The organism is Klebsiella sp. K47 (genome assembly GCF_051858335.1).
GTDB lineage: Bacteria > Pseudomonadota > Gammaproteobacteria > Enterobacterales > Enterobacteriaceae > Klebsiella > Klebsiella pneumoniae.
In genome coordinates, this window is record NZ_JBPYUI010000007.1 from 187,088 (window position 1) to 210,126 (window position 23,039).

Consider the following 23,039-nt stretch of genomic DNA (forward strand, 5'->3'; position numbering starts at 1 on the left):
CGAATCTTCTTACTGCAGGAAATAAGGATGAATGCAACGGATAGCATATTGCGCTTAGGTAGCCGTTTTGGGGTGCTGATGCTGATAGCTGGCGCAATATTGTGGGGGATATATCACTATGGCGACAAGATTGGATTGAATACGCTGCAAGCGAAACTCTATTTCTGCCTGGGCTTAGGGATCCTTATTCTGCTTTTTCGTTATGGCGGCCGTATTGTGCAGTTCATACTCGGCCGCCATCTGAAGGGGCAGGGGGCGCCATTGACAAGTGGTCAGCATCTGAAGCCGGCTTCCCAGAGTCACCGCGCAGTTATTGAGATGAGGCAGACATTGCGTCGCCAGTATGGTCGCTTTGGGGCTGGCAAAATGAACATTCTGATGCTCACGGGAAGCGTGGCGGATGTTGAACGCCTTGCACCGGGCCTGAGTAGCCAGTACTGGCAGGAGAATGGAGACACATTATTGCTTTGGGGTGGGGAACCCCAGAGCGCGTCGGATAATGACTGGCTTTTTGCTTTGCGTAAACGCTTTTGCCCCCCAGTGAATGGGCTGGTGTGGGTCACTTCTGCGTTTGATCATCTGCCCGCAGCCAATCAGCACGTATCCCCCGCTTTGTTGTCCATGGAGGATATAGATAACATTGCCCATGATCTGGCTGAACGTTTCTCACTGCTAGGGTGGGCTGTACCACTGTATGTCTGGTCGCTGCATCCCCAGGCGGATGATCAGGCCGGGCGCATCGTGCAATCTGTCGGCAGTCTCTTCCCGCCAGACTGTCAGTCGTCGCAGATGCGCCAGTTACTTTCGGCGTTGCCCTCAAGACTGTTAGAGACTGGAGTACAACAGGTCACGGGTAATCCGCAGCATCATTTTCTTCTGGGCCTGGCGGACCAACTCACGCGGCAGCCGGAGCGGATTAGTGTTCCCCTGTCGACGTTTCTGGAACCTCATCGTGCTTTACCGTTAGCCGGCGTTGTGTTCAGCCCGTCATCGCCGCAGGCGTCGCACAGCCTGAAGCATCATTGGCGCCACGATAAACGCTGGGACGTGCTACTGGAATCTCTCAGGCCATCCGGCTTAAAAGCACGAAAGATCGGCTTTCCCTGGCGAAGAGCTGTCTCTGCCTCCACTGCCGCCCTGATGTTACTCTGGGCCGCCTCAATGACAGTCTCTTTTATCGCCAACCGCGAGCTGGTGGCGATCGCACAGGAGCAGGTGCGGCTGGCCTCAGCGGAGAAACAGCCGCTGGCCGTACGCCTGCATGCGCTCTCCGCGTTACAGAAAACGCTTTCTCAACTGGAATACCGCTCGCAGCACGGCGCGCCGTGGTACCTCCGCGCTGGCCTCAGTCAGAACGATGACCTGCTGGCGGCGCTGTTCCCGCGCTACGGAGAGAGGGTGCAGCCGCTGCTGCGCGATGCGGCGGCGCATCATCTGGAAGAGCAGCTCACCGCCTTCGTGCAGCTGCCGCCGGACAGCCCACTGCGTGAGAAGATGACGAAGACCGCTTACGGACAACTGAAACAATATCTGATGTTGACCCGCCCGGAAAAAATGGACGCCGCGTGGTTCGCCACTACGCTAATGCAGGACTGGCCGCAGCGCTCAGGCATCGCCGACGCCGTCTGGCAGGGCAGCGGCCCTTCGCTGCTGGCATTTTATGCCGCCAGTCTGGCGTCGCATCCGCAGTGGCGTCTGCCTGTCGATGACGGTCTGGTCAGCCAGGTGCGCACACGGTTAATTCGACAGATGGGCCAGCGCAACAGTGAGTCCACGCTTTACCAGAAGATGCTCGCGCAGGTGGCGAATCAGTATGCCGATATGCGCCTGGCGGATATGACTGCCGACACCGATGCTTCGCGTCTGTTCAGCACTGATGAGGTGGTGCCGGGCATGTTTACCCGTCAGGCCTGGGAGCAGGCCGTGCAGCCGGCCATTGAGAAAGTGGTCGCGGAACGCCGCGATGAAATGGACTGGGTGTTGAGCGATACGAAGCAGACTGCCGCGCAGTCGACGTCGCCGGAAGCTCTGCGAGCCAGGCTGGCGGAGCGTTATTTCGCTGATTTTAGCGGCGCCTGGCTGGATTTCCTCAACAGTCTGCGCTGGCAGCGCGCGGCGACCCTCTCCGATGCTATCGACCAGCTGACCCTGATGGCCGATGTGCGCCAGTCGCCGCTGGTGGCGCTGATGAACACCCTGAGCGTGCAGGGGCGAACCGGCCAGACCGGGGAAGCCATCGCCGATTCGCTGGTCAAATCGGCCAGGCAGCTGTTTAACCGTGATAACTCGCCCGTCATCGATCAACGGTCCGGCGCGCGCGGTCCTGTGGATGCCACCTTCGGACCCGTGCTGGCGCTGCTGGACAATCGCGACGGCGGGACGCCCACCAGCCGTCTTAGCCTGCAGACCTTCCTGACCCGCGTCACCCAGGTGCGTCTGCGCCTGCAGCAGGTCACCAACGCCACCGACCCGCAGGCGATGACCCGCCTGCTTGCGCAGACGGTATTCCAGGGCAAGGCCGTGGATTTAACCGAAACGCGCGACTACGGCAGCCTGGTGGCGGCGGGGCTGGGCCAGGAGTGGAGTGGATTTGGGCAAACGCTTTTTGTTCGCCCGATGGAACAGGCCTGGCAGCAGGTGCTGACCCCGGCGGCGGAAAGTCTCAACGCCCAGTGGCGCAGCGCGGTGGTGGAGGACTGGAATAGCGCCTTTGGCGGCCGCTACCCCTTTAAAAATACCAGCAGTGAAGTCTCTCTGCCGCTGTTGGCAAAATACCTCGACAGCGAGACCGGGCGCATCGCCCGCTTTCTGCAGACCCGGCTGAACGGCGTGTTGCATAAAGAGGGGAGCCGCTGGATGGCGGACAGTATCAATGCTCAGGGGCTGACGTTTAACCCGGCCTTTCTGCAGGCGATGAATACCCTGAGCCATCTCTCCGACGTCGCGTTCGCCAACGGCGAAGCGGGATTGCATTTTGCGCTTCGCCCCGGCACGGCGGACGGCGTGATGCAGACGGAGCTGGTCATCGACAATCAGAAACTTGTCTATATGAACCAGATGCCGGTCTGGCGGCGGTTCAGCTGGCCCGCTGACACCGAAGCGCCGGGCGCCAGTCTGAGCTGGATCAGTACCCGGGCGGGCACCCGCCAGTATGGCGATTTCCCGGGCGCCTGGGGGTGGATCCGTCTGCTGGATAAGGCGGTGGTCAGCGCTTATCCCGGAACGAGCAGCAGCTGGAGCCTGAGCTGGAAAGCGCCGGATGGTCTGTTGCTGAACTACACGCTGCGTACCGAGGCGGGGGAAGGACCGCTGGCGCTGCTGGCGCTGCGAAACTTTACGCTACCGGAGACGATATTCAGCGTGCGCGCGTCTGCTGAACGTGTTCCGCTGACCGACGATATACCCGGCGAAGAGGGATACTGAACCTTCTCCCTCACTGATTGGCGTTAACCTGCAACGCCAGGCCTCCTTCGCTCATGGCCGCCCGACGGCCAACTAATCTGACCGCGCAGCCATGCTGCGTGTCTCCCTGTAGACGAATAAGGGAATATTCATAATGGACGATTTAACCCTGCGATATTTTGATGCTGAAATGCGCTACCTGCGCGAGGCGGCAAAAGCGTTCGCGCAGGCTCACCCCGATCGGGCGGCGATGCTGGATCTCGATAAAGCCGGTACGCCGGACCCTTACGTTGAGCGCCTGTTTGAAGGCTTTGCCTTTTCCGTAGGTCGCTTGCGCGAAAAAATTGATGATGATCTGCCGGAGCTGACCGAGGGGCTGGTCAGCATGCTGTGGCCGCACTATTTGCGCACTATTCCATCGCTATCGATCGTGGCGCTGACCCCAACGCTGCCGGCGATGAAGATAGCGGAAACGGTGCCCGCCGGGTTTGAGATTAGCTCCCGCCCACTGGGGCCGAAAAATACCGTGTGCCGGTACCGAACCACCCGCGATCTGACGCTTAACCCGCTGGCGATAGAGGAGGCGGTGATGACGGCGGAGCCGGACGGACGTTCGGCCCTGCGACTACGATTCGCCTGTAGCGAGCTGGCTGACTGGTCGCAGACCGATCTCCGCCGCCTGGCGCTGTACCTGGGGGAAGACGCCGTTACCGGCAGCGCCCTCCATCTGTGGCTGACCCGACGCCAGGCCGCGCTGTACCTGCGTCTGCCGGGTCAGACAGAGCGGGTAAGCCTCGACGGCTATTTTTCCCCGGGGGGATTCAGCGAGGAGGATCGTTTATGGCCGAAGGGGGAGAGCGCTTTCAGCGGCTATCAGCTGCTGCTCGAGTATTTCACCTTTCGCGAAAAATTTATGTTCGTGCAGCTAAATGGCCTGGAAAACATCACCCTGCCGGCGGGGATATCGCATTTCACGCTTGAGGTGGTGTTCAGCGAGGTCTGGCAAAGTGATTTACCCGTCAGCGCAAGCAGCCTGCGCCTGCACTGTGTGCCGGTGATTAACCTGTTTACCCTTGAGGCCGATCCGTTGACCATCAGCGGGCTGGAGAGCGAATATCTCCTGCGTCCGAAGCGCCTGCAGGACGGGCATACCGAAATCTATTCTGTTGACAGCGTGACCGGCTCCGGGCGCACCGGGGAGGCACGCTATGTGCCTTTCACCCGCTTTCGTCACCAGGGGGGAATGATGCGTCGCCATGCGCCGGAGCGCTACTACCACACCCGCGTAAAACGGGGCGTAACCGGCATGCACGATACCTGGCTTATCCTCGGCGGACAGCAATGGGAGGCTGACCGGGAGCTGGCGCGGGAAACGGTCTCCTTACGCATCACCGGCACTAACGGCCAGCTGCCGCGCCGGGCGCTACAGAGCACGCTGCTGGATCGCTGTGAGTCGATATCAGCCACGCCGCTTACCGTCTGCAATCTCTGTAAGCCCACGCTGCCGGCCTATCCCCCGGCGGAAGACCGCTACCACTGGCGGGTCATGAGCCATCTGGGCACCCGTTTTCTCAACATGATGAGCAGCGCCGAGGTGCTGCGCGGCACGCTGTCGCTCTACAACTGGCGGGAGGATGAGCTCAATAATCGCCGTCTGGACGCCATTCTGGCGGTCAGCCATCACCGAATTCAGCGTTTCGAGCAGGGCTTCCTGCTGCGCGGGCTGGATATCGAAGTGACGCTCGACGGTAGCGGATTTACCGGTGCGGGCGATGTCCACCTGTTTGGCGATATGCTCAACCGCTTTTTCGCACTATATGCCGATATGAATCAGTTCAACCAGCTGACGCTCATTGTTCAACCTGAAGGGAAATGTATCCGGTGGAAAGAGAATCACAGTCTGCGCCTGCCCGGCTGATGGCGCAGCTCCGGCCTCAGTTGCCGTACATGAATTTTTACCGCTTCTGCCAGTTGCTGGAGAAGAACCATCCGAAGGCGCCGATCATCGGCAGCGGCTGGCTATTAGGTGATGAACCCATACGCTTTCGCCCGCATCCGGGGATGGGCTTTCCGGCTGGCGAAATCCGTGGAATGGACGATCCTGAACCGCCCCGTCCGCCGGCGGTTCGCGTGACTTTTATGGGACTCTACGGCGTGGAATCCCCGCTGCCGACCCACTATAGCGATGACATTGCGCAACGGCGGGAAGGCGTCGAGGCCACCGAGGATTTCCTCGATATCTTTAACCATCGGCTGATCGCCCAGTATTACCGTATCTGGCGCAAATATTCCTACCCGGCAACCTTTCGGGCGGGCGGCACGGACAACATCTCGCAGTATCTGCTGGGCCTGGCGGGGCTGGGCATACCGGGATGTGCCGCCGTTGCCGCATCGCCGCTGTCGCGATTTCTGGCGCTGCTGCCGGTGATGATGCTGCCGGGGAGATCCGGGGAAGGCATGGAGGCGCTGGTGGCGCTCCTGGCCCCGGGGACCCGGGCGACGGTGTACCACCACGATCCCTGCCGGATCCCCTTGTCGCAGCCGTTAACGATGAGCGTCCGTCAGCCGGTTAGCCTGCAACATAGGCCAGTGATGGGAACCCACGCCACGGATGTGAACGGTCAGGTATTGCTGCAGCTGGCCACGGAAAAGCCTGATGAGGTTCGCGGCTGGCTGCCCGGCGGCGAACTGTTCAGCGACCTGATGGCGCTTCTGCACGTCTGGCTCGGATCTCATCTTGACGTGCGGCTGCAGCTTTGCGTCGCCCGCCATTTACTGCCGGATGCGCAACTTTGCTGCCAGCAGGAGCATGCCGTCCAGCTCGGCCGTACCGCTGTGCTGCGTCCTCTGGATGCGCAGAAACAGGCTGACGACAGAGTCACGATTTATCTGGGGCGCTATCAGCGCGTCCGGGAAAATATCCACCGCAGGGAGAGCGATGAAGATGGCGATTACCGCAGTTAAACCCTCCGCCAGGTTGCTGGCATTCCTCATGGTTACCGTCTTAACCGGCTGCGGCCTGACGCAGACCGTGAAAGACGGCGCCGTTTCCGTGACCCAGTCCATTTTTTACCCCCAGGTGAAAACCCTGCATCTGGATCTTCGCGCCCGGGAAGGCGTGAATAACAACGCCAAAGGCGCCTCCCTGGCGACGGTGGTGCGTATTTATCAGCTGAAGGACCGGCAAGCGTTCGACAATACTGACTACCCGTCGCTGTTTGCCGGCGATGGCCAGGCGCTGCAGACGGACCGGGTGGCGGAAAAAGATGTTCGCCTGCGTCCGGGCGAATCGGTGACCGTCGATATGCCCATGGAAACCAGCGCGCAGTTTGTGGCGGTGGCGGCCATGTTTATCGATCCAGACCTGACGCAAAACAGCTGGCGGCTGGTACTCACCCGGGACGAACTTGATCCGGCGAGGCCGCGCATTATCGAAGCCAGCCAAAATCAACTGACGCTGCACCCGTTTAAGGAGAAGTGAAAATGCCTCGTCCCTCCCTGTATGACATCCTGTACGGCAATTTCGCCGGCGGGCTTGACCTGAATACTGTCAGCGAAACGGATCAGGTCATCCTGTCGGTGCTCGATAACATGCAGCGTATCCTCAACTGTCGGGCCGGAACGCTGGCGCATCTGCCGGACTACGGCCTGCCGGATATGACCGCTATCCTCCAGGGGATGCCAGCGTCGGCGCACCAGCTGATGAGCACGTTGTCGGCGGTGTTGCTGAAATACGAACCGCGCCTGCAGCGGATCGCGGTGGTGATGCTCGATCAGCATGCGCCCGGCGAACTGCGCTATGCCATTGATGCGGAGCTGAAGGATATTGGCCTGGTGCGTTACGGCACGGAGTTTATGCCCGAGGGCAGGGTGTTGATCCGCCACCTCAAACGTCAGCAGTACCTTGACGCCCGCTCCGCCCTCTAATCTCTCGCTGAAAGACATCATGATGACAACACACCACGACCGTCACTATAAAGCCGGTGGCGACCCGCGCACGCTGGCTGATTTTATGGCCCTGCGTGCGGAAATGAACAAGCTCAGCCACCCGGCGCGGCCGGATATTAACTGGCCGTATGCCGAGCAGCTTGCCCGCGGGCTGTTGGAGCATCACGGCGCGGACCTGCAGACTGTCGCCTGGTATACCCTGGCCCGCGCCCGGCTGGGCGGGGTGGCAGGGATCAATGAGGGGCTGACGCTGATGGAGTCGCTGCTGGTTCGTCAGGGGAAAAACCTGTGGCCACAGGCGCTCCCGGCCCGGACAGAGATCTTCCGCACCCTGAGCAAGCGGCTGCGGCAGGTGATCCGTACCCTGAATCTTACCCCAGAGGATGTTGATTCGCTTGAGCAGGCTGAACGTTCGCTGCAAAGCTTCGACGCAGTGCTCCAGCGCCTTGAGATCGCTCCTGAAAACCAGCTGAGCGACCTGCGGGCGCTACTGTACAGCACGGCAACTCGCTTCGAGAGCCTCGACCCTGCGCCAGCGCTTCCCACCGCGCCGCCGGTGGCGGTGTCTGACGCGGAACTTCCCGGCACTCTGGTCAGCGAAGAGGATGCGGCGAAGGCTGAGCCAGTGCCAGACCTAAAACGTAGACCAAAGGCTGAGCCGCTGGCTCCGCCTTCACCTGCAAAGCGGCCCGCGCCGGTGGCGGCGTCTACTCCGGCAGCCGCGCCGCGCTGGAAGCCGTTTATCGCCGGAATGGTTACCATGCTGGCGGTAACGGGTATCGCCGTCGGCGGATGGCTGGCGCTGCGTCAGTCCGACTTGCCGCCCATTTCGGTCACCCAAAATGCCGGACCGATACCGGGCCTGCCGGCGACAACGCCCCCGGGGCCGGTTGATCTGCCACAGACGCAGCGCCAGCTTGGCGAGCTTGCCCGCCTGGCGCCGGACTGGGCGGTCAGCTACGGCGACCAGCTGGTCCACCAGGCCCTTATCCGCTGGCCGGATCAGGCGCAACCGCTGGCGCAGCAGTGGCGGCAGCAGCTGAGTGCTGGCGCATTGCCCGCGGAAAATCTTACCGGCTGGTCGGAGGGCATGCAGCAGCTGCAGCGGCTCGCCGACCAGCTCAATGCCCTCGACGAGCAGAAGGGGAAGTACCTGACGGTGAGCGAACTGAAAACCGCAGTATTTGCCATCACACAGTCGTTTAACCGCGCTGTTCCGCTGGAGGAGCAGCTGCGCCAGCTGGCCGCGCTTCCCGTTGAACAACCCTGGCCAGCCGCGCGGGGAAGCCTCGCGGAGCTGCATCTGCAACAGCTGATAGTGGAGTATGCCCTGCTGAAGCGAAAACAGCCGGCGTCGCCGACCGCTGCGCTCCCCGCAACCGGTGAGCCCTCGGTGAGTGAGGCGGTGAAATAAAGTGTGCGCATGGCAACATTTTCTTTACATCAATATTGCAAGAACCGAACGCCCTTCGTAGTCTGAAAATGATTTAAATATACCGTTTGTAGTTGTATTGAAAATTTTATTTCGATCTCTGAGGGCATACTATGAAGCACTGTAAAATCATCCTGTTAGTAGGCCTTCTGGCCAGTTCCGCTTCGGCATTAGCGGAGAAGATCGGCGTCGCAATGGCCTACTTCGATCAAAACTTTCTCACTATTATCCGCCAGTCCATTGAGAAAGAAGCTCAAGCCCGCCACGTCGACGTACAGTTTGAAGACGCCCGCGGCGACACCGGACGCCAGGCCGATCAGGTGCAGAGCTTCATCGCCTCCGGCGTGGACGCGATCATCGTCGACCCGGTGGACTCCGCCAGCACCCCGCAGCTGACGAAGATGGCGCAGCAGGCCAAAATGCCGCTGGTGTATGTGAACCGGACGCCGGGGGATAAAACGTTACCGCCCGGCGTGGTGTTTGTCGGTTCGGACGAGCGGGAGTCTGGCACATTGCAGATGGAGGCGCTGGCGAAGCTGGCGAACTACAAAGGCAACGTCGCCATCATGATCGGCAATCTCACCGACGCCGGCGCGCTGCAGCGCACCAAAGATGTGGAGCAGGTGGTGGCCAAGTATCCGGCAATGAAAGTGGTGCAGAAACAGCCGGCCAACTATTCCCGCAGCGAGGGAATGGATCTGATGCAGAACTGGACGGGCAACGGAGAAGCGATTGATATTGTGGCGGCGAACAACGATGAGATGGCGATTGGCGCGGCGATGGCGCTGGAGAAAAGCCAGAAGAAGCTGCTGATCGGCGGGATCGACGCCACCCCGGACGGGCTGAAAGCCCTGGCCAGCGATAAGATTCAGGTGACGGTTTTCCAGGACGCCGTCGGTCAGGGCAAAACGGCCTTAGCGGTAGCGCTGAAGCTGATTAAAGGAGAAAAGGTCGAGTCTCATGTCTGGATCCCGTTTGAGTTAGTGACCAAAGAAAACATGCAGACCTATGTGGAAAAGAGTCATTAACGGCAAGGCACAGGTGCGCGAACCTGGCTGATAAAACCGGGCTGATAATGCGACGCCCGGGCAACTAAATCGGAGGAAAAAGGCATGGCAACGGCAAGAAGCGGCTATACGCTGCAGGTGATAAAGGCAGGACAGCAGGGGCATGTTGAAATGAGATGGGGGCATCTCGCAGACGTTGATACGCGCGCGGCGGCGACGGCTATCATGCAGCATATCGGGCGTTCTTCGTCCTCGCGGGGCCAGCTGGAGATCAGCCTGTCGCTGACCAATGCCGCCAGCGGCATCTCGGTGGAGCTTCATCACCCGGCCTCTGGGGAAAGCGCCACCCCGGCTTTTATTGAGGCTGAGTTAAAGAAAATTGTGCAGATCGTTGATGGCTACGAGGCGGCAGAAGATACCCATATTGTGGAGTAGCGTGTCGCCTGGGGAAAAAAAAATCCACGCCGCTGCGTGGATTTTTTTTGCGCGGTGGCGGCGAAAACGCCAGCCAGCGGGATTAGACGTTGAACAGGAAGTTCATCACATCGCCATCTTTCACGATGTAGTCTTTACCTTCAGCACGCATTTTACCGGCTTCTTTCGCGCCCTGTTCGCCTTTGTAGGCAATGAAGTCTTCATAAGCGATGGTCTGCGCGCGGATAAAGCCTTTTTCGAAGTCGGTGTGGATCTTACCGGCTGCCTGCGGCGCGGTCGCTCCCACCGGGATGGTCCATGCGCGAACTTCTTTCACGCCCGCGGTGAAGTAGGTCTGCAGGTTCAGCAGAGCGTAACCGGCGCGGATCACGCGGTTCAGGCCCGGCTCTTCGAGGCCCAGCTCAGCCATGAACTCGTCACGCTCTTCATCGTCCAGCTCGGCGATGTCCGCTTCAACGGCGGCGCACACCGGCACCACCACAGACCCTTCCTGCTCGGCGATGGCGCGAACCTGATCGAGGTACGGGTTGTTCTCGAAACCGTCTTCATTGACGTTCGCGATGTACATGGTCGGCTTCAGGGTCAGGAAGCTCAGATAGCGGATGGCCTCTTTCTCTTCTTTGGTCAGATCCAGCGCACGCAGCATACCGGCGTTTTCCAGCTGCGGCAGGCATTTTTCCAGCGCGGCCAGCTCAACCTTCGCGTCTTTATCGCCGCCTTTGGCTTTTTTGGAGACGCGGTGAATCGCGCGTTCGCAGGTATCAAGGTCAGACAGCGCCAGTTCGGTATTGATAACGTCGATATCTTCCGCCGGGTTCACTTTCCCCGCGACGTGAATAATATTATCGTTTTCAAAGCAGCGAACCACATGGCCGATGGCTTCGGTTTCACGGATGTTGGTCAGAAACTGGTTGCCAAGACCTTCACCTTTGGACGCGCCTTTCACCAGCCCCGCGATATCCACGAACTCCATGGTGGTCGGCAGGATGCGCTGCGGTTTGACGATTTCAGCCAGCTTGTCCAGACGCGGATCGGGCATCGGTACGACACCGGTGTTCGGCTCAATGGTACAGAAGGGGAAGTTGGCCGCTTCAATACCCGCTTTGGTGAGCGCATTGAACAGGGTGGATTTGCCGACGTTGGGCAAACCGACGATACCGCATTTGAATCCCATGATTTAAATCACCTTAATCTTTGGATAATCAATCTGTTACAAGGAACAGATTGCAGAAAATTGAATAGCTTTGCCTATTATACACGGTGCGCGGCAAAAATGCCGCACGACAACGGCTTATTGCGCCTTAAAGGCGTGCAAACGGTTGGTCGCTTTGGTCAGCCCGTCCTTTAACCAGATTTCGGTACAGCGCGCCGCTTCGTCGACAGCGTCATCGATCAGTTTCTGCTCGCTGGCCGGTGGTTTGCCAAGCACAAAGCCGACAACCTTGTTTTTGTCACCCGGATGGCCGATTCCGACGCGTAAACGGTGAAAGTTCGGGTTATTGCCGAGCTTACTGATGATATCCTTCAGGCCATTGTGGCCGCCATGGCCACCGCCAAGCTTAAATTTCGCCACGCCCGGCGGTAAATCCAGCTCGTCATGGGCGACCAGAATTTCATCCGGGTTGATGCGATAAAAGGTCGCCATCGCGGCCACGGCTTTACCGCTGAGGTTCATAAAGGTAGTGGGGACCAGCAGGCGGACGTCCTCGCCCGCCAGGTTGATGCGCGAGGTGTAGCCGAAGAATTTGCTCTCTTCGCGCAGCGGCGCACGATGGCGATCCGCCAGTAAATCCACATACCAGGCGCCAGCGTTGTGCCGGGTGGCGGAATATTCCGCACCGGGGTTGGCCAGGCCGACAATTAGTTTAATGGTCACGTTTTCTATCCTGCATGGGGCATTCTCTGCCGCGTAGTGTACTGTCTGCGGGCGCGCTTGACAAAATTCTGGCTATTAGACAATACCCGCATTGATGATTTACTCACTAAATCATTAGAATTTGATATGGTTCATAGACTTATTTGTAAATTTTTGTCTATTCGCTGTTCACTAATGTGATCGTGGACGCACTCCGCAGAAGAGACCTTGTCTATACTACACCTATAAGATTTGGGGACATTCCCTGGCAACCCAAAGTCCGGAGGTGACACATGAAACGCAAAAACGCTTCGTTACTCGGTAACGTACTCATGGGGTTAGGGTTGGTGGTGATGGTTGTGGGGGTAGGTTACTCCATTCTGAACCAGCTTCCGCAGCTTAACCTGCCACAGTTCTTTGCGCATGGCGCAATCCTAAGCATCTTCGTTGGCGCAGTGCTCTGGCTGGCCGGTGCCCGTATTGGCGGCCACGAGCAGGTCAGCGACCGCTACTGGTGGGTGCGCCACTACGATAAACGCTGCCGTCGTAACCAGCATCGTCACAGCTAACCGTAGCATGATTTCCCGCATCGGCCGCTGAAGGCCGATGCGCTTTTCTGTGTCTCACTTTATCTCTTCCTCTTTTTCCCGCCATATTACGCCCCCATTCCGTCCTGGCCTTCGTGCTGCTATGGTTGCCAGCATAAAATGAATAGCAAGCGCGGTTTTTGCTTGACCCTGACGTTACGTCAGGCTGCAGAGTAGCGGACCTGGCCACAGAGAGGAGCAGTCATGTTAATTCAGGTGGGAGAGCTGGCGAAGCGTGCCGGACTGACGGTACGTACGCTGCATCATTATGAACAGACGGGGCTGTTAACGCCTTCGGCCAGAAGCGAGGCGGGCTATCGGCTCTATAACCTGTCCGCGGTTCAGCGCCTGCATATGATAAAGGCGCTGGCGCAGGCCGGGCTAACGCTCGCCACAATCAAGGACTATCTCGATCGGCAAACGCTGTCGCTGCCCGAGCTGCTGACGCAGCAGATAGATATGCTCAACGCCCAGCTACGCGATGTTGGCAGGCTGCGCGACCGACTATTGGTGCTGCGCGAGGCGCTGGCGAGCGGCAATGAACCCGATCTGGAGTCCTGGCTACAGACGCTGGAGTTAATGAAAATGTACGATCGTTGGTTTAGTCAACAGGAGTTAGCCGCGCTGCCGTTTGCGGCACAGGATGAACAGCGGGCGCAGGCGTGGCGCGAGCTAACGGAGGAGGTGCAGACGCTGATGGCGAGCGGCTGCCCGACGGACAGTCCGCAGGCGATGCGTCTGGCGACGCGCTGGATGGAGCGCCTGGAGCAGGATACGGCCGGGCGTCCGGAGTTTCTGACCCGCCTGAACGAGATGCATGCCGCCGAGCCGCAGATGGTTGAACAGACCGGCGTCACGCCGGCAATCATCGCTTATATCACCGAGGCCTTTGCCGAAAGCAAACTGGCCATCTGGGCGCGGTACCTTGACGAAGAAGAGATGGCGTTCACCCGCCAGCACTATTTTGACCGGCTACAGGAGTGGCCTGCGCTGGTGGCTAAGCTGCATCAGGCGTGCCGGGAGGGCGTAGCGCCGGACTCGGCGTCGGGTCAGGCGCTGGCCCGTGCGTGGCTTGAACTGTTTCAGTCCTACGCCGGTACCCGGCCGCAGACGTTGCAGAAGTTTCGTCGGGCAATGGAGCAGGAGCCGCATTTGATGAAGGGCACCTGGATGACGCCGGCAGTGCTGAGCTGGCTGCAGCAGGCGACCGGATCCTTGATGCGGCAGGCGCAGGGACCTGCCGCCGGGTGATCACAGGTCAGCCAGCGCGGCCTGACGATCGGGGTAGAAGCTCAGGCGTCCGGGCAGCGGCTTGACGCCGGCGCGCGCTAGCGTGCGTAGCGGCTGAAACTCGAGGTTAGATACGCGCAATTCACAGCCTTCCGGCAGCTTGTTCACAAAGCGCTGGAAGGCATCCAGACCACCGGCGTCGAGAACCGGCACCGCGTCCCATTTCAGCACCACGATGCGCTTGCCGGCGATCCGGGTCTCCAGATCGTTGAACAAGCCTTCGGCGGCGGCAAAGAACAGCGGCCCAATTACCCGCAGCACCAGCACATCGTCTGGCACCTCGACGTTGACCGGCGCCAGATGAGTCATGCGTGCGATACGGCGCATAAACAACAGCGAAGCCAGCACGATCCCGACGCTGATAGCGATCACCATGTCAAACAGCACCGTTAGCGACATGCACATCAGCATCACCACGATGTCGTCCTTCGGCGCGTGGCGCAGCAGATTGATGACTTTATGCGCCTCGCTCATATTCCATGCCACCATCAGCAGCAGGGCGGCCATCGCCGACAGCGGCAGCCAGGAGAGCAGTGGGGCGAGGATCAGCAGCGCCAGGATCACCAGCAGGGCGTGGATCACGGCGGCAACCGGCGATGTGGCGCCGGCGCGGACGTTCGCCGCCGAGCGGGCAATCGCCGCGGTGGCAGTGATCCCGCCGAAGAACGGCGCGACAATGTTGCCCAGCCCCTGGCCAATCAGCTCGCTATTGGCTTTGTGCTTGGTGCCGGTCATGCCATCAAGCACCACCGCGCACAGCAGAGATTCAATGGCGCCGAGCATCGCCATTGAGAAGGCGGCAGGCAGCAAAGCCTGCAGCGAGGCCCAGCTCAGGGTAAAGTTTGAGCCCGGCATATCCCAGGGCAATACCAGCTGCGGCAGCAGCTGCGGAATGCCATTGCCCTGAGTGCCGTCCGCCAGCTGATAATGGAACTGTGAGCCGATCGTCGCGACATCGCCGCCGAGCAAGTTGACCACCAGCATGACCGCGCAGCCGCCTAGCAGCGCCGGGAGGTGGCCCGGCAGGCGGATACCCAGCCGCGGCCAGAGGATCAGAATGCCAAGAGTAACGACGCCGATGGCGGCATTGCCAACGTTAATGGTCGGTAGGGCCATCGCCAGCGCCGCCACTTTCTGCAGATAATGCTCTGGCACATGGGGCATCTGCAGGCCGAGGAAATCTTTAATCTGCATGGTGCCGATGGTGATACCGATCCCCGAGGTGAAGCCGAGGGTGACTGACAGCGGGATATATTCGATCAGGCGGCCAAAGCGCGCCAGGCCAAAGAGGATTAAAAAGATCCCCGACATCAGCGTCGCCACCAGCAGTCCCGCCAGACCAAACTGCTGGGAAACCGGATAGAGGATCACCACAAAGGCGGCGGTCGGACCGGAAACGCTAAAGCGTGACCCGCCGGTCAAGGCGATCACAATCCCTGCCACCGCTGAGGTATAGAGGCCGTACTGCGGCGGCACACCGCTGCCAATCGCCAGCGCCATCGCCAGCGGAATCGCAATGATCCCGACGGTGATCCCGGCGATCAGGTCACGCGTGAAGCGGGCGGAGGTGTACTTTTCTTTCCAACAAGCGTCGATGAGGGCGCGGAAAGGCATCACATGTGAGGAAAATAATCTGTTCACAATAATGTTTCATCCATGAGCGCATCATCTGTCAACTAAATGGCAGGTGAAGGAGGCATTGATCATACAAATAAGGTGCGGAGACAAAAAAACCCGCCGCAGCGGGTTTTTGTGCTGGGCTCGATTAATGTTCGAACATAGCAGAGATAGATTCTTCATTGCTGATACGGCGAATAGCTTCAGCCAGCATACCGGAGAGCGTCAGAGTACGCACTTTATCCAGCGCTTTAATTTCTGGTGCCAGCGGAATGGTATCGCAGACGACAAATTCATCAATGACAGAGTTTTTGATGTTCTGGATAGCGTTGCCGGAGAAGATTGGGTGCGTTGCGTAAGCGAATACGCGTTTCGCGCCACGCTCTTTCAGCGCTTCTGCCGCTTTACACAGGGTGCCGCCGGTGTCGATCATATCGTCGACCATCACGCAGTCACGACCGGCAACGTCGCCGATGATGTGCATCACCTGGGAGACGTTGGCGCGCGGACGGCGCTTGTCGATGATAGCCATATCGGTATCATTCAGCAGTTTAGCGATAGCGCGGGCACGCACGACGCCGCCGATGTCCGGAGAAACCACAATCGGGTTGTCCAGGTTCAGCTGCAGCATATCTTCCAGCAGGATTGGGCTGCCGAACACGTTATCGACTGGCACATCGAAGAAGCCCTGGATCTGTTCTGCGTGCAGGTCAACGGTCAGCACGCGGTCAACGCCGACGCTGGACAGAAAATCCGCCACCACTTTCGCGGTGATTGGCACACGAGCAGAACGAACACGACGGTCCTGACGAGCATAACCGAAGTAAGGGATAACGGCGGTGATACGACCTGCCGAAGCACGACGCAGAGCATCAACCATAACAACCAGTTCCATCAGGTTGTCATTGGTGGGAGCACAAGTGGACTGGATGATGAAAATATCACCACCGCGTACGTTTTCATTGATTTGTACGCTGACTTCGCCGTCGCTAAAACGACCTACAGCGGCGTCGCCAAGAGAAGTGTACAGGCGGTTGGCAATACGTTGTGCTAGTTCCGGGGTGGCGTTACCAGCAAAAAGCTTCATATCAGGCACGAGAAGAACCTCAGGCATGCGTCCAGTGGTGGATGAATGGGCCAATAATGTGCGGGATGGCGCCATTCGATCCAGTCGGTGTATTTAAAGAGCACGATGCAACGTCTGGAACAGGGTGACGTTGTCACCGTAACTCAATTTCCCCGGCTGACTCATTATCAATGTGCCATCACGGCGCAGGATTCAGAGCAGGGCCTGCTTGAGCGGCGAAAGGTTAACTCCGCGCGCCACAAAGCCATTTAGCCATGCCGGGGCAGTGTCCAGCACCTGACGGGCAGCGGATTCGGTGTTAAATTCAGCAAACACACAGGCTCCTGTGCCGGTCAGGCGTGACGGCGCATATTCTAACAGCCAGGAAAGCGCGGCATCAACCTCGCGAAAACGTTTTCTTGCGATAAGCTCGCAATCGTTGCTGAATTCACAATTTAATAACGTATTAATTGACCGGCGCGGGGTATTTCGTGGTAGCTCAGGATCGCGAAAAATGATCGGCGTCGGAATACTGACCCCCGGGTGGGCCACCAGGTACCATTTTTCCTCGGGTTCTACCGGCGTCAGTATTTCACCCACCCCCTCGGCGAAGGCGGCATGGCCGCGCACGAAAACCGGCACATCGGCCCCCAGCTGAAGGCCAAGAGTCGCCAGCTCATCTTCCGAGAGACCGCAGCCCCACAGATGGTTGAGCGCCACCAGCACGGTGGCAGCATTGGAGGAGCCACCGCCCAGGCCGCCGCCCATCGGCAGGCGCTTATCGATACTGATATCGGCGCCGCTGCCCGCCGGCAGGCGATCGCTTTCGCTGGCGGCATGCATCAGCAGACGCGCGGCGCGAACGATCAGATTCTCCTCGTCCGGCACGCCGGCCACCGGCGTCAGCAGGCGCAGTTGGCCGTCAGTACGCGGTTCGATGGTCAACGTATCGCCGTAATCGAGAAACTGAAACAGCGTTTGCAGGGTATGGTAACCATCGGCCCGCTGGCCGGTGATATATAAAAACAGATTCAGTTTTGCAGGAGAGGGCCAGCGGGTCATCATTTCACGATCCAGTTATCCATCTTCAGCTTGATGCGCTGAGCGCCATTGTTCAGCTCGACATTGGACGGTAGGGCTGGCTGGGTATCGCTGGTGTAGCCGCCGTAGGTCACGTGCCAGGTTTTGCCGTTTTGCGTATAGTTCAGTTCACGCAGACGGTACCGATCGTCCAGCGAATAGTCGGTGGCGTCGCCCGGTAGGCCGATGATCCACTGGCGCAGGCTGTTCAACGGGATCGGCATCCCGGTCAGACGGCCAATCATCTCTTCGGCATCAGTGGCGGTATAGGTCTGGCCTTTGTTATCGATCAGCTGCACGCTGCCCGGCTGCGCGGTCAGCGACAGCTCGGTGCTGCCCAGCGGGTTGGTCAGCAGCAGGCGATAGCGGTCCTGGCCGGTTTGCTGCCAGAAGAAGCGGGCATAGACTTTTTGCTCATCGGAAAGATAGGCAAACGCCCCGCGGGTCTGGAACTGATTGAGGCTGCGGACAGCCTGCTGGTGCTGACGCCACTGCGGCGAATCCGGGCTTTTGCCAGGCCCTTGCGGCGTATGAAGAGAACAGGCGGTGAGGACGAGGCTGGCCAGCGGCAGCAGGCGGAACAGTCGATTCATAATGATGACAAATCCTTGATGTCTACAGGGAAAAACGGCGACAGGGAACAGCGGGCCGATTTGTGTAGCAGGTTACATTTATAACCCTTAATGCTAGCGTCGCCGGGCGATAGCGTCTACGTTCAAGTTGTCTGAAATCAAAAAATTAACCTTAATGGCGGTCTTGCTTTAACTATTACTCCAAAAGGGGAGCCTCTCTTTTATTGATTACGCGCATCCTGTATGATGCACTCAGACTAACCTTAGCAACGCTGGTACTACTCCCTCACAATGACCCTTTTAGCTCTTGGCATCAATCACAAAACAGCTCCGGTCGCCCTGCGAGAACGCGTCACGTTTTCGCCGGAAACGCTCGATAAGGCGCTGGAGAGCTTGCTGGCTCAGCCGATGGTGCAGGGTGGGGTGGTGCTGTCGACCTGCAACCGCACGGAACTCTATCTCAGCGTCGAAGAGCAGGATAACCTGCAGGAAGCGCTGATCCGCTGGCTGTGCAACTACCACGGCCTCAACGAAGAAGACCTGCGAAAAAGCCTTTACTGGCATCAGGATAATGACGCCGTCAGCCATCTGATGCGCGTCGCCAGCGGCCTCGATTCGCTGGTGCTGGGCGAGCCGCAGATCCTCGGCCAGGTGAAAAAAGCCTTCGCCGACTCCAGCCGCGGCCATCTTAACGTCAGCGAGCTGGAGCGGATGTTCCAGAAATCCTTTTCAGTGGCTAAGCGCGTGCGTACCGAAACCGATATCGGCGCCAGCGCGGTCTCTGTGGCTTTCGCCGCCTGTACCCTGGCGCGGCAAATCTTTGAATCGCTCTCCAGCGTCACCGTGTTACTGGTCGGCGCCGGGGAAACCATTGAGCTGGTAGCGCGCCATCTTCGCGAACATCACGTGCGCAAAATGGTGATCGCCAACCGCACCCGTGAACGCGCCCAGGCGCTGGCGGAGGAAGTGGGCGCCGAGGTGATAGCCCTCAGCGATATCGACGAACGGCTGAAAGAGGCCGACATCATTATCAGCTCCACCGCCAGCCCGCTGCCGATCATCGGCAAAGGCATGGTGGAGCGTGCGCTTAAGGCGCGGCGTAACCAGCCGATGCTGCTGGTGGATATCGCCGTCCCGCGCGACGTTGAACCAGAGGTCGGCAAACTGGCTAACGCCTACCTCTACAGCGTCGACGATTTGCAAAACATTATTCAGCATAACTTGGCGCAGCGTAAGGCTGCCGCGGTGCAGGCGGAATCGATCGTCGAGCAGGAAACCAGCGAATTTATGGCCTGGCTGCGCGCGCAGAGCGCCAGCGAGACCATTCGCGAATACCGTTCTCAGTCTGAGCAGGTCCGTGAGGAGCTGACGGCGAAAGCGCTGGCCGCGCTGGAGCAGGGCGGTGATGCCCAGGAAATTATGCAGGATCTGGCGCGCAAGCTCACTAACCGCCTGATCCACGCGCCAACCAAATCTCTTCAGCAGGCCGCCCGTGACGGGGACGACGAACGTCTGCATATTCTGCGCAACAGCCTCGGGCTGGAATAGCGCACCTTTCTCTTATTTTCAGGACAGGGTGAATTCACGCCTATGAAGTCTTCTATTGTTGCCAAACTGGAAGCGTTGTACGAGCGCCATGAAGAAGTGCAGGCGCTGCTCGGCGATGCCGCGACGATTGCCGATCAGGATAAATTCCGCGCGCTGTCGCGGGAGTATGCTCAACTGAGCGATGTGGCGCGCTGCTATACCGACTGGCGTCAGGTGCAGGAGGATATTGAAACCGCGCAGATGATGCTCGACGATCCGGAAATGCGCGAAATGGCGCAGGAAGAGCTGCGTGACGCCAAAGAAAAAGGCGACCAGCTGGAGCAACAGCTGCAGGTTCTCCTCCTGCCGAAAGATCCTGATGACGAGCGTAACGCCTTCGTGGAAGTGCGCGCCGGGACCGGCGGCGACGAAGCAGCGCTGTTTGCCGGCGATCTATTCCGCATGTACACCCGTTACGCAGAATCGCGCCGCTGGCAGGTAGAGATCCTCAGCGCCAACGAAGGTGAGCACGGCGGCTTTAAAGAGGTGATCGCCAAGATCAGCGGCGACGGCGTTTACGGTCGGCTGAAATTTGAATCCGGCGGCCATCGCGTGCAGCGTGTGCCGGCCACCGAATCGCAGGGGCGGATCCACACCTCCGCCTGTACGGTGGCGGTGATGCCGGAGCTGCCGGAAGCCGAAATGCCGGACATTAACCCGGCGGATCTGCGCATCGATACCTTCCGTTCCTCCGGGGCAGGCGGTCAGCACGTTAACACCACCGACTCGGCTATCCGCATTACCCACCTGCCCACCGGCATCGTGGTGGAGTGCCAGGACGAGCGTTCTCAGCATAAAAACAAAGCCAAGGCGCTGTCGGTGCTGGGCGCGCGCATCCGCGCCGCCGAAGTGGCCAAACGTCAGCAGGCGGAAGCCTCCACGCGCCGCAACCTGCTGGGCAGCGGCGACCGCAGCGACCGCAATCGCACCTATAACTTCCCGCAGGGCCGCGTGACCGACCACCGCATCAACCTGACGCTCTACCGTCTGGATGAGGCGATGGAGGGCAAACTCGACATGCTGATTGAGCCGATTGTCCAGGAACATCAGGCCGATCAGCTGGCGGCGCTGTCCGAGCAGGAATGATGACCTTTCAGGCCTGGCTGCAGCAGGCGATCGCCCGCCTGGCGGAGAGCGACAGCCCGCGACGCGACGCCGAGATCTTGCTGGGACACGTTACCGGCCGGGCGCGAACCTGGATTTTGGCCTTCGGTGAAACGACGCTTTCTGCTGACGAGGCGGCGAGGCTGGAGGCGCTCCTGGTGCGACGCCAGCGCGGGGAACCTATTGCTCATCTGGTCGGGCAGCGCGAGTTTTGGTCGCTGCCGCTGTTCGTCTCCCCGGCGACGCTGATCCCCCGCCCGGATACCGAATGTCTGGTAGAGCAGGCGCTGGCGCGTCTGCCAACCGCGCCGTGCCGTATTCTCGACCTCGGCACCGGGACCGGCGCCATTGCCCTGGCGCTGGCCAGCGAACGTCCGGACTGTGAGGTCACCGCGGTGGACGTGATGCCGGACGCCGTGGCGCTGGCGTTGCGCAATGCCGAACATCTGGGCATCGCTAACGTGACGATAAGTCAAAGCGACTGGTTTAGCGCGCTGGACGGGCAGCGCTTCGCCACGATCGTCAGCAATCCCCCCTATATCGACGCCGCCGACCCGCATCTCGCCGAAGGCGATGTGCGCTTTGAGCCGTTGACGGCGCTGGTCGCAGGCGACCAGGGGCTGGCCGATCTGGCGCATATCATCCGCGAGGGACGGCAGTATCTGCAGCCCGGCGGTTGGATGCTGCTGGAGCATGGCTGGACTCAGGGCGAGGCGGTTCGCGCGCTGTTCCGCGAAGCGGGCTATCTGGACGTCGCGACCTGTCGCGACTATGGCGACAATGAGCGTCTGACCCTCGGACGTTTACCCGACATGGAGAATGTTGGCTGATGAACTTATTCACGGCTGTCCTCTACCTGCACATTGCCACAGTGGCGGTGTCGGTAGGATTGTTCGTTTTACGTTACTGGTGGATGTATCACCAGAGCCCGCTGCTGAACCAGCGGTGGGTGCGAATTGCGCCGCACTGCAGCGATACGCTGCTATTTCTCAGCGGCGCAGGGTTAATGGCGATAACGCACTACCTGCCGTTCACAGAAGACGGCGCATGGCTGACTGAAAAGCTGTTTGGCGTTATCATTTACATCGCATTAGGTTTTATCGCGTTGGGCCGTCGTCGTCCGCGCAGCCAGCAGAGCCGTTTTATCGCGTTCCTGCTGGCGCTGGTGGTGTTGTTTATCATCATTCAACTCGCCATCACAAGAATACCGATACTGGGGTAGGTCATGGGGTCATTAGCGGATTTCGAATTTAACAAAGCGCCATTGTGTGATGGCATGGTCCTCATTTCTGAACAGGTCCGCGACGATTTTCCGTCGCGTTTTGTCGAGGAAGAGCTGCAGCGATTGCTGCGCCTCGCGCAGGAGGAGATTGCGCCGTCGTGGGACCAGGAGCGCCAGATAGAACGATTGCTGGAGCTGTTTTATGACGAGTGGGGCTTTGGCGCCTCGCAGGGCGTGTATCGTCTTTCCGACGCGCTATGGCTGGATAAAGTGCTGGTTAACCGCCAGGGGAGCGCGGTGTCGTTAGGCGCGATCCTGCTGTGGATCGCCCAGCGCCTGGCGCTGCCGGTGGTGCCGGTGATCTTCCCGACCCAGATGCTGCTGCGTGCGGACCCGGAAACCAGCGAAGAGATGTGGCTGATTAATCCGTTTAACGGCGAGACCCTCGACGAGCATACCCTGGAGGTATGGCTGAAGGGCAACATCGGGCCGGTGGCGGAACTGTTTAATGAAGATCTCGACGAAGCGGATAACGCCGAGGTGATCCGCAAGCTGCTGGACACCCTGAAGTCGGCGCTGATGGAAGAGCGGCAGATGGAGCTGGCCCTGCGCGCCAGCGAAGCGCTGCTGCAGTTTAATCCGGAAGATCCGTATGAGATCCGCGACCGCGGGCTGATATACGCCCAGCTGGACTGCGATCACGTGGCGCTGTTGGATCTGAGCTATTTCGTTGAGCAGTGCCCGGAGGATCCGATCAGCGAGATGATCCGCGCGCAGATCAACACGATTTCGCATAAACAAATTACATTGCATTAGTCTGGAACCATTCCGGTTA

Annotated in this window: 21 protein-coding genes; 15 read left to right on the top strand and 6 right to left on the bottom strand. The window is 59.4% G+C overall.

The features are described 5' to 3' along the window. Positions 1-27: 27 nt before the first annotated feature. From RRF55_RS09335 to RRF55_RS09370, 8 genes are all read left to right on the top strand, one after another. On the top strand, positions 28-3,423 hold the full coding sequence (locus tag RRF55_RS09335) for an ImcF-related family protein (protein WP_064153508.1): 3,396 nt from the start codon (positions 28-30) through the stop codon (positions 3,421-3,423). Positions 3,424-3,556: 133 nt separating this feature from the next. Next, positions 3,557-5,320 carry a type VI secretion system baseplate subunit TssF gene (gene tssF, locus RRF55_RS09340; RefSeq protein WP_021314028.1) on the top strand — a complete coding sequence of 588 codons (1,764 nt, stop codon included), beginning with the start codon at positions 3,557-3,559 and terminating at the stop codon, positions 5,318-5,320. 29 nt (positions 5,321-5,349) lie between these two features. Beyond that, the gene (gene tssG, locus RRF55_RS09345; protein WP_074184326.1) at positions 5,350-6,366 is read left to right on the top strand and encodes a type VI secretion system baseplate subunit TssG; all 1,017 of its coding nucleotides are present in this window, start codon (positions 5,350-5,352) and stop codon (positions 6,364-6,366) included. Then, entirely contained in the window at positions 6,347-6,883 is a 537-nt protein-coding gene (gene tssJ / locus RRF55_RS09350) for a type VI secretion system lipoprotein TssJ (protein WP_020806091.1), read from the top strand. Before tssG ends, tssJ begins: the two co-directional genes overlap by 20 nt. 2 nt (positions 6,884-6,885) lie before the next feature. After that, positions 6,886-7,329 (top strand): type VI secretion system baseplate subunit TssE, encoded by a 444-nt coding sequence (gene tssE / locus RRF55_RS09355; RefSeq protein WP_004152261.1) that lies wholly within the window; start codon positions 6,886-6,888, stop codon positions 7,327-7,329. 19 nt (positions 7,330-7,348) lie between these two features. Beyond that, positions 7,349-8,764 carry a VasL domain-containing protein gene (locus tag RRF55_RS09360; protein ID WP_021314025.1) on the top strand — a complete coding sequence of 472 codons (1,416 nt, stop codon included), beginning with the start codon at positions 7,349-7,351 and terminating at the stop codon, positions 8,762-8,764. Positions 8,765-8,895: 131 nt separating this feature from the next. Continuing rightward, positions 8,896-9,810, top strand: coding sequence for a sugar ABC transporter substrate-binding protein (locus RRF55_RS09365; RefSeq protein WP_032415129.1), 915 nt, complete (start codon positions 8,896-8,898; stop codon positions 9,808-9,810). A gap of 84 nt (positions 9,811-9,894) precedes the next feature. Next, positions 9,895-10,224 carry a DUF1869 domain-containing protein gene (locus tag RRF55_RS09370; RefSeq protein WP_016530916.1) on the top strand — a complete coding sequence of 110 codons (330 nt, stop codon included), beginning with the start codon at positions 9,895-9,897 and terminating at the stop codon, positions 10,222-10,224. 82 nt (positions 10,225-10,306) lie between these two features. Here the strand turns inward: RRF55_RS09370 and ychF are convergent, their stop codons facing one another. Next, on the bottom strand, positions 10,307-11,398 hold the full coding sequence (ychF, locus tag RRF55_RS09375; RefSeq protein WP_002910443.1) for a redox-regulated ATPase YchF: 1,092 nt from the start codon (positions 11,396-11,398) through the stop codon (positions 10,307-10,309). A 117-nt stretch (positions 11,399-11,515) separates the two neighbouring features. Beyond that, positions 11,516-12,100 carry an aminoacyl-tRNA hydrolase gene (pth, locus tag RRF55_RS09380; protein WP_040225724.1) on the bottom strand — a complete coding sequence of 195 codons (585 nt, stop codon included), beginning with the start codon at positions 12,098-12,100 and terminating at the stop codon, positions 11,516-11,518. 272 nt (positions 12,101-12,372) lie between these two features. Between pth and ychH the strand changes: the two genes are divergently transcribed. Further along, positions 12,373-12,648 carry a stress-induced protein YchH gene (ychH, locus tag RRF55_RS09385; protein ID WP_002910437.1) on the top strand — a complete coding sequence of 92 codons (276 nt, stop codon included), beginning with the start codon at positions 12,373-12,375 and terminating at the stop codon, positions 12,646-12,648. 222 nt (positions 12,649-12,870) lie between these two features. Next, complete coding sequence (locus RRF55_RS09390; RefSeq protein ID WP_004175547.1) at positions 12,871-13,917, top strand: MerR family transcriptional regulator; 1,047 nt, start codon at positions 12,871-12,873, stop codon at positions 13,915-13,917. Here the strand turns inward: RRF55_RS09390 and dauA are convergent, their stop codons facing one another. The 4 genes from dauA to lolB form a co-directional block, all read right to left on the bottom strand. Continuing rightward, positions 13,918-15,597, bottom strand: a complete 1,680-nt coding sequence (gene dauA / locus RRF55_RS09395; protein ID WP_064152596.1) for a C4-dicarboxylic acid transporter DauA — start codon at positions 15,595-15,597, stop codon at positions 13,918-13,920. Positions 15,598-15,721: 124 nt separating this feature from the next. After that, positions 15,722-16,669 carry a ribose-phosphate diphosphokinase gene (gene prs, locus RRF55_RS09400; RefSeq protein ID WP_002910407.1) on the bottom strand — a complete coding sequence of 316 codons (948 nt, stop codon included), beginning with the start codon at positions 16,667-16,669 and terminating at the stop codon, positions 15,722-15,724. A gap of 183 nt (positions 16,670-16,852) precedes the next feature. Next, entirely contained in the window at positions 16,853-17,701 is an 849-nt protein-coding gene (gene ispE, locus RRF55_RS09405; protein ID WP_004898981.1) for a 4-(cytidine 5'-diphospho)-2-C-methyl-D-erythritol kinase, read from the bottom strand. Then, on the bottom strand, positions 17,701-18,312 hold the full coding sequence (gene lolB, locus RRF55_RS09410) for a lipoprotein insertase outer membrane protein LolB (protein ID WP_002910405.1): 612 nt from the start codon (positions 18,310-18,312) through the stop codon (positions 17,701-17,703). Before lolB ends, ispE begins: the two co-directional genes overlap by 1 nt. Before the next feature lie 270 nt (positions 18,313-18,582). Between lolB and hemA the strand changes: the two genes are divergently transcribed. From hemA to sirB1, 5 genes are read left to right on the top strand one after another with little or no spacing between them, the layout of a single operon-like run. Then, positions 18,583-19,839: a glutamyl-tRNA reductase gene (hemA, locus tag RRF55_RS09415; RefSeq protein ID WP_002910404.1), complete on the top strand. Its 1,257-nt coding sequence runs from the start codon at positions 18,583-18,585 to the stop codon at positions 19,837-19,839. A 42-nt stretch (positions 19,840-19,881) separates the two neighbouring features. Beyond that, complete coding sequence (gene prfA / locus RRF55_RS09420; RefSeq protein WP_002910403.1) at positions 19,882-20,964, top strand: peptide chain release factor 1; 1,083 nt, start codon at positions 19,882-19,884, stop codon at positions 20,962-20,964. Then, positions 20,964-21,812, top strand: coding sequence for a peptide chain release factor N(5)-glutamine methyltransferase (gene prmC / locus RRF55_RS09425; protein WP_004215201.1), 849 nt, complete (start codon positions 20,964-20,966; stop codon positions 21,810-21,812). The genes prfA and prmC overlap by 1 nt, the downstream gene beginning before the upstream one ends. Beyond that, the gene (sirB2, locus tag RRF55_RS09430; protein ID WP_004145428.1) at positions 21,812-22,204 is read left to right on the top strand and encodes an invasion regulator SirB2; all 393 of its coding nucleotides are present in this window, start codon (positions 21,812-21,814) and stop codon (positions 22,202-22,204) included. The genes prmC and sirB2 overlap by 1 nt, the downstream gene beginning before the upstream one ends. Positions 22,205-22,207: 3 nt before the next feature. Next, positions 22,208-23,020, top strand: coding sequence for an invasion regulator SirB1 (gene sirB1, locus RRF55_RS09435; protein ID WP_002910395.1), 813 nt, complete (start codon positions 22,208-22,210; stop codon positions 23,018-23,020). Positions 23,021-23,039 lie beyond the last annotated feature (19 nt).

Bases quoted from the DNA above. Each gene is read 5' to 3' on its own strand.
- sirB2 (WP_004145428.1), top strand. From the start codon at position 21,812: ATGAACTTATTCACGGCTGTCCTCTACCTGCACATTGCCACAGTGGCG.
- tssF (WP_021314028.1), top strand. From the start codon at position 3,557: ATGGACGATTTAACCCTGCGATATTTTGATGCTGAAATGCGCTACCTG.
- ychH (WP_002910437.1), top strand. From the start codon at position 12,373: ATGAAACGCAAAAACGCTTCGTTACTCGGTAACGTACTCATGGGGTTA.
- tssE (WP_004152261.1), top strand. From the start codon at position 6,886: ATGCCTCGTCCCTCCCTGTATGACATCCTGTACGGCAATTTCGCCGGC.
- prmC (WP_004215201.1), top strand. From the start codon at position 20,964: ATGACCTTTCAGGCCTGGCTGCAGCAGGCGATCGCCCGCCTGGCGGAG.
- ychF (WP_002910443.1), bottom strand. From the start codon at position 11,398: ATGGGATTCAAATGCGGTATCGTCGGTTTGCCCAACGTCGGCAAATCC.
- RRF55_RS09335 (WP_064153508.1), top strand. From the start codon at position 28: ATGAATGCAACGGATAGCATATTGCGCTTAGGTAGCCGTTTTGGGGTG.
- sirB1 (WP_002910395.1), top strand. From the start codon at position 22,208: ATGGGGTCATTAGCGGATTTCGAATTTAACAAAGCGCCATTGTGTGAT.
- lolB (WP_002910405.1), bottom strand. From the start codon at position 18,312: ATGAATCGACTGTTCCGCCTGCTGCCGCTGGCCAGCCTCGTCCTCACC.
- RRF55_RS09370 (WP_016530916.1), top strand. From the start codon at position 9,895: ATGGCAACGGCAAGAAGCGGCTATACGCTGCAGGTGATAAAGGCAGGA.
- tssG (WP_074184326.1), top strand. From the start codon at position 5,350: ATGAATTTTTACCGCTTCTGCCAGTTGCTGGAGAAGAACCATCCGAAG.
- prfA (WP_002910403.1), top strand. From the start codon at position 19,882: ATGAAGTCTTCTATTGTTGCCAAACTGGAAGCGTTGTACGAGCGCCAT.
- ispE (WP_004898981.1), bottom strand. From the start codon at position 17,701: ATGACCCGCTGGCCCTCTCCTGCAAAACTGAATCTGTTTTTATATATC.
- tssJ (WP_020806091.1), top strand. From the start codon at position 6,347: ATGGCGATTACCGCAGTTAAACCCTCCGCCAGGTTGCTGGCATTCCTC.
- RRF55_RS09365 (WP_032415129.1), top strand. From the start codon at position 8,896: ATGAAGCACTGTAAAATCATCCTGTTAGTAGGCCTTCTGGCCAGTTCC.
- RRF55_RS09360 (WP_021314025.1), top strand. From the start codon at position 7,349: ATGATGACAACACACCACGACCGTCACTATAAAGCCGGTGGCGACCCG.
- RRF55_RS09390 (WP_004175547.1), top strand. From the start codon at position 12,871: ATGTTAATTCAGGTGGGAGAGCTGGCGAAGCGTGCCGGACTGACGGTA.
- hemA (WP_002910404.1), top strand. From the start codon at position 18,583: ATGACCCTTTTAGCTCTTGGCATCAATCACAAAACAGCTCCGGTCGCC.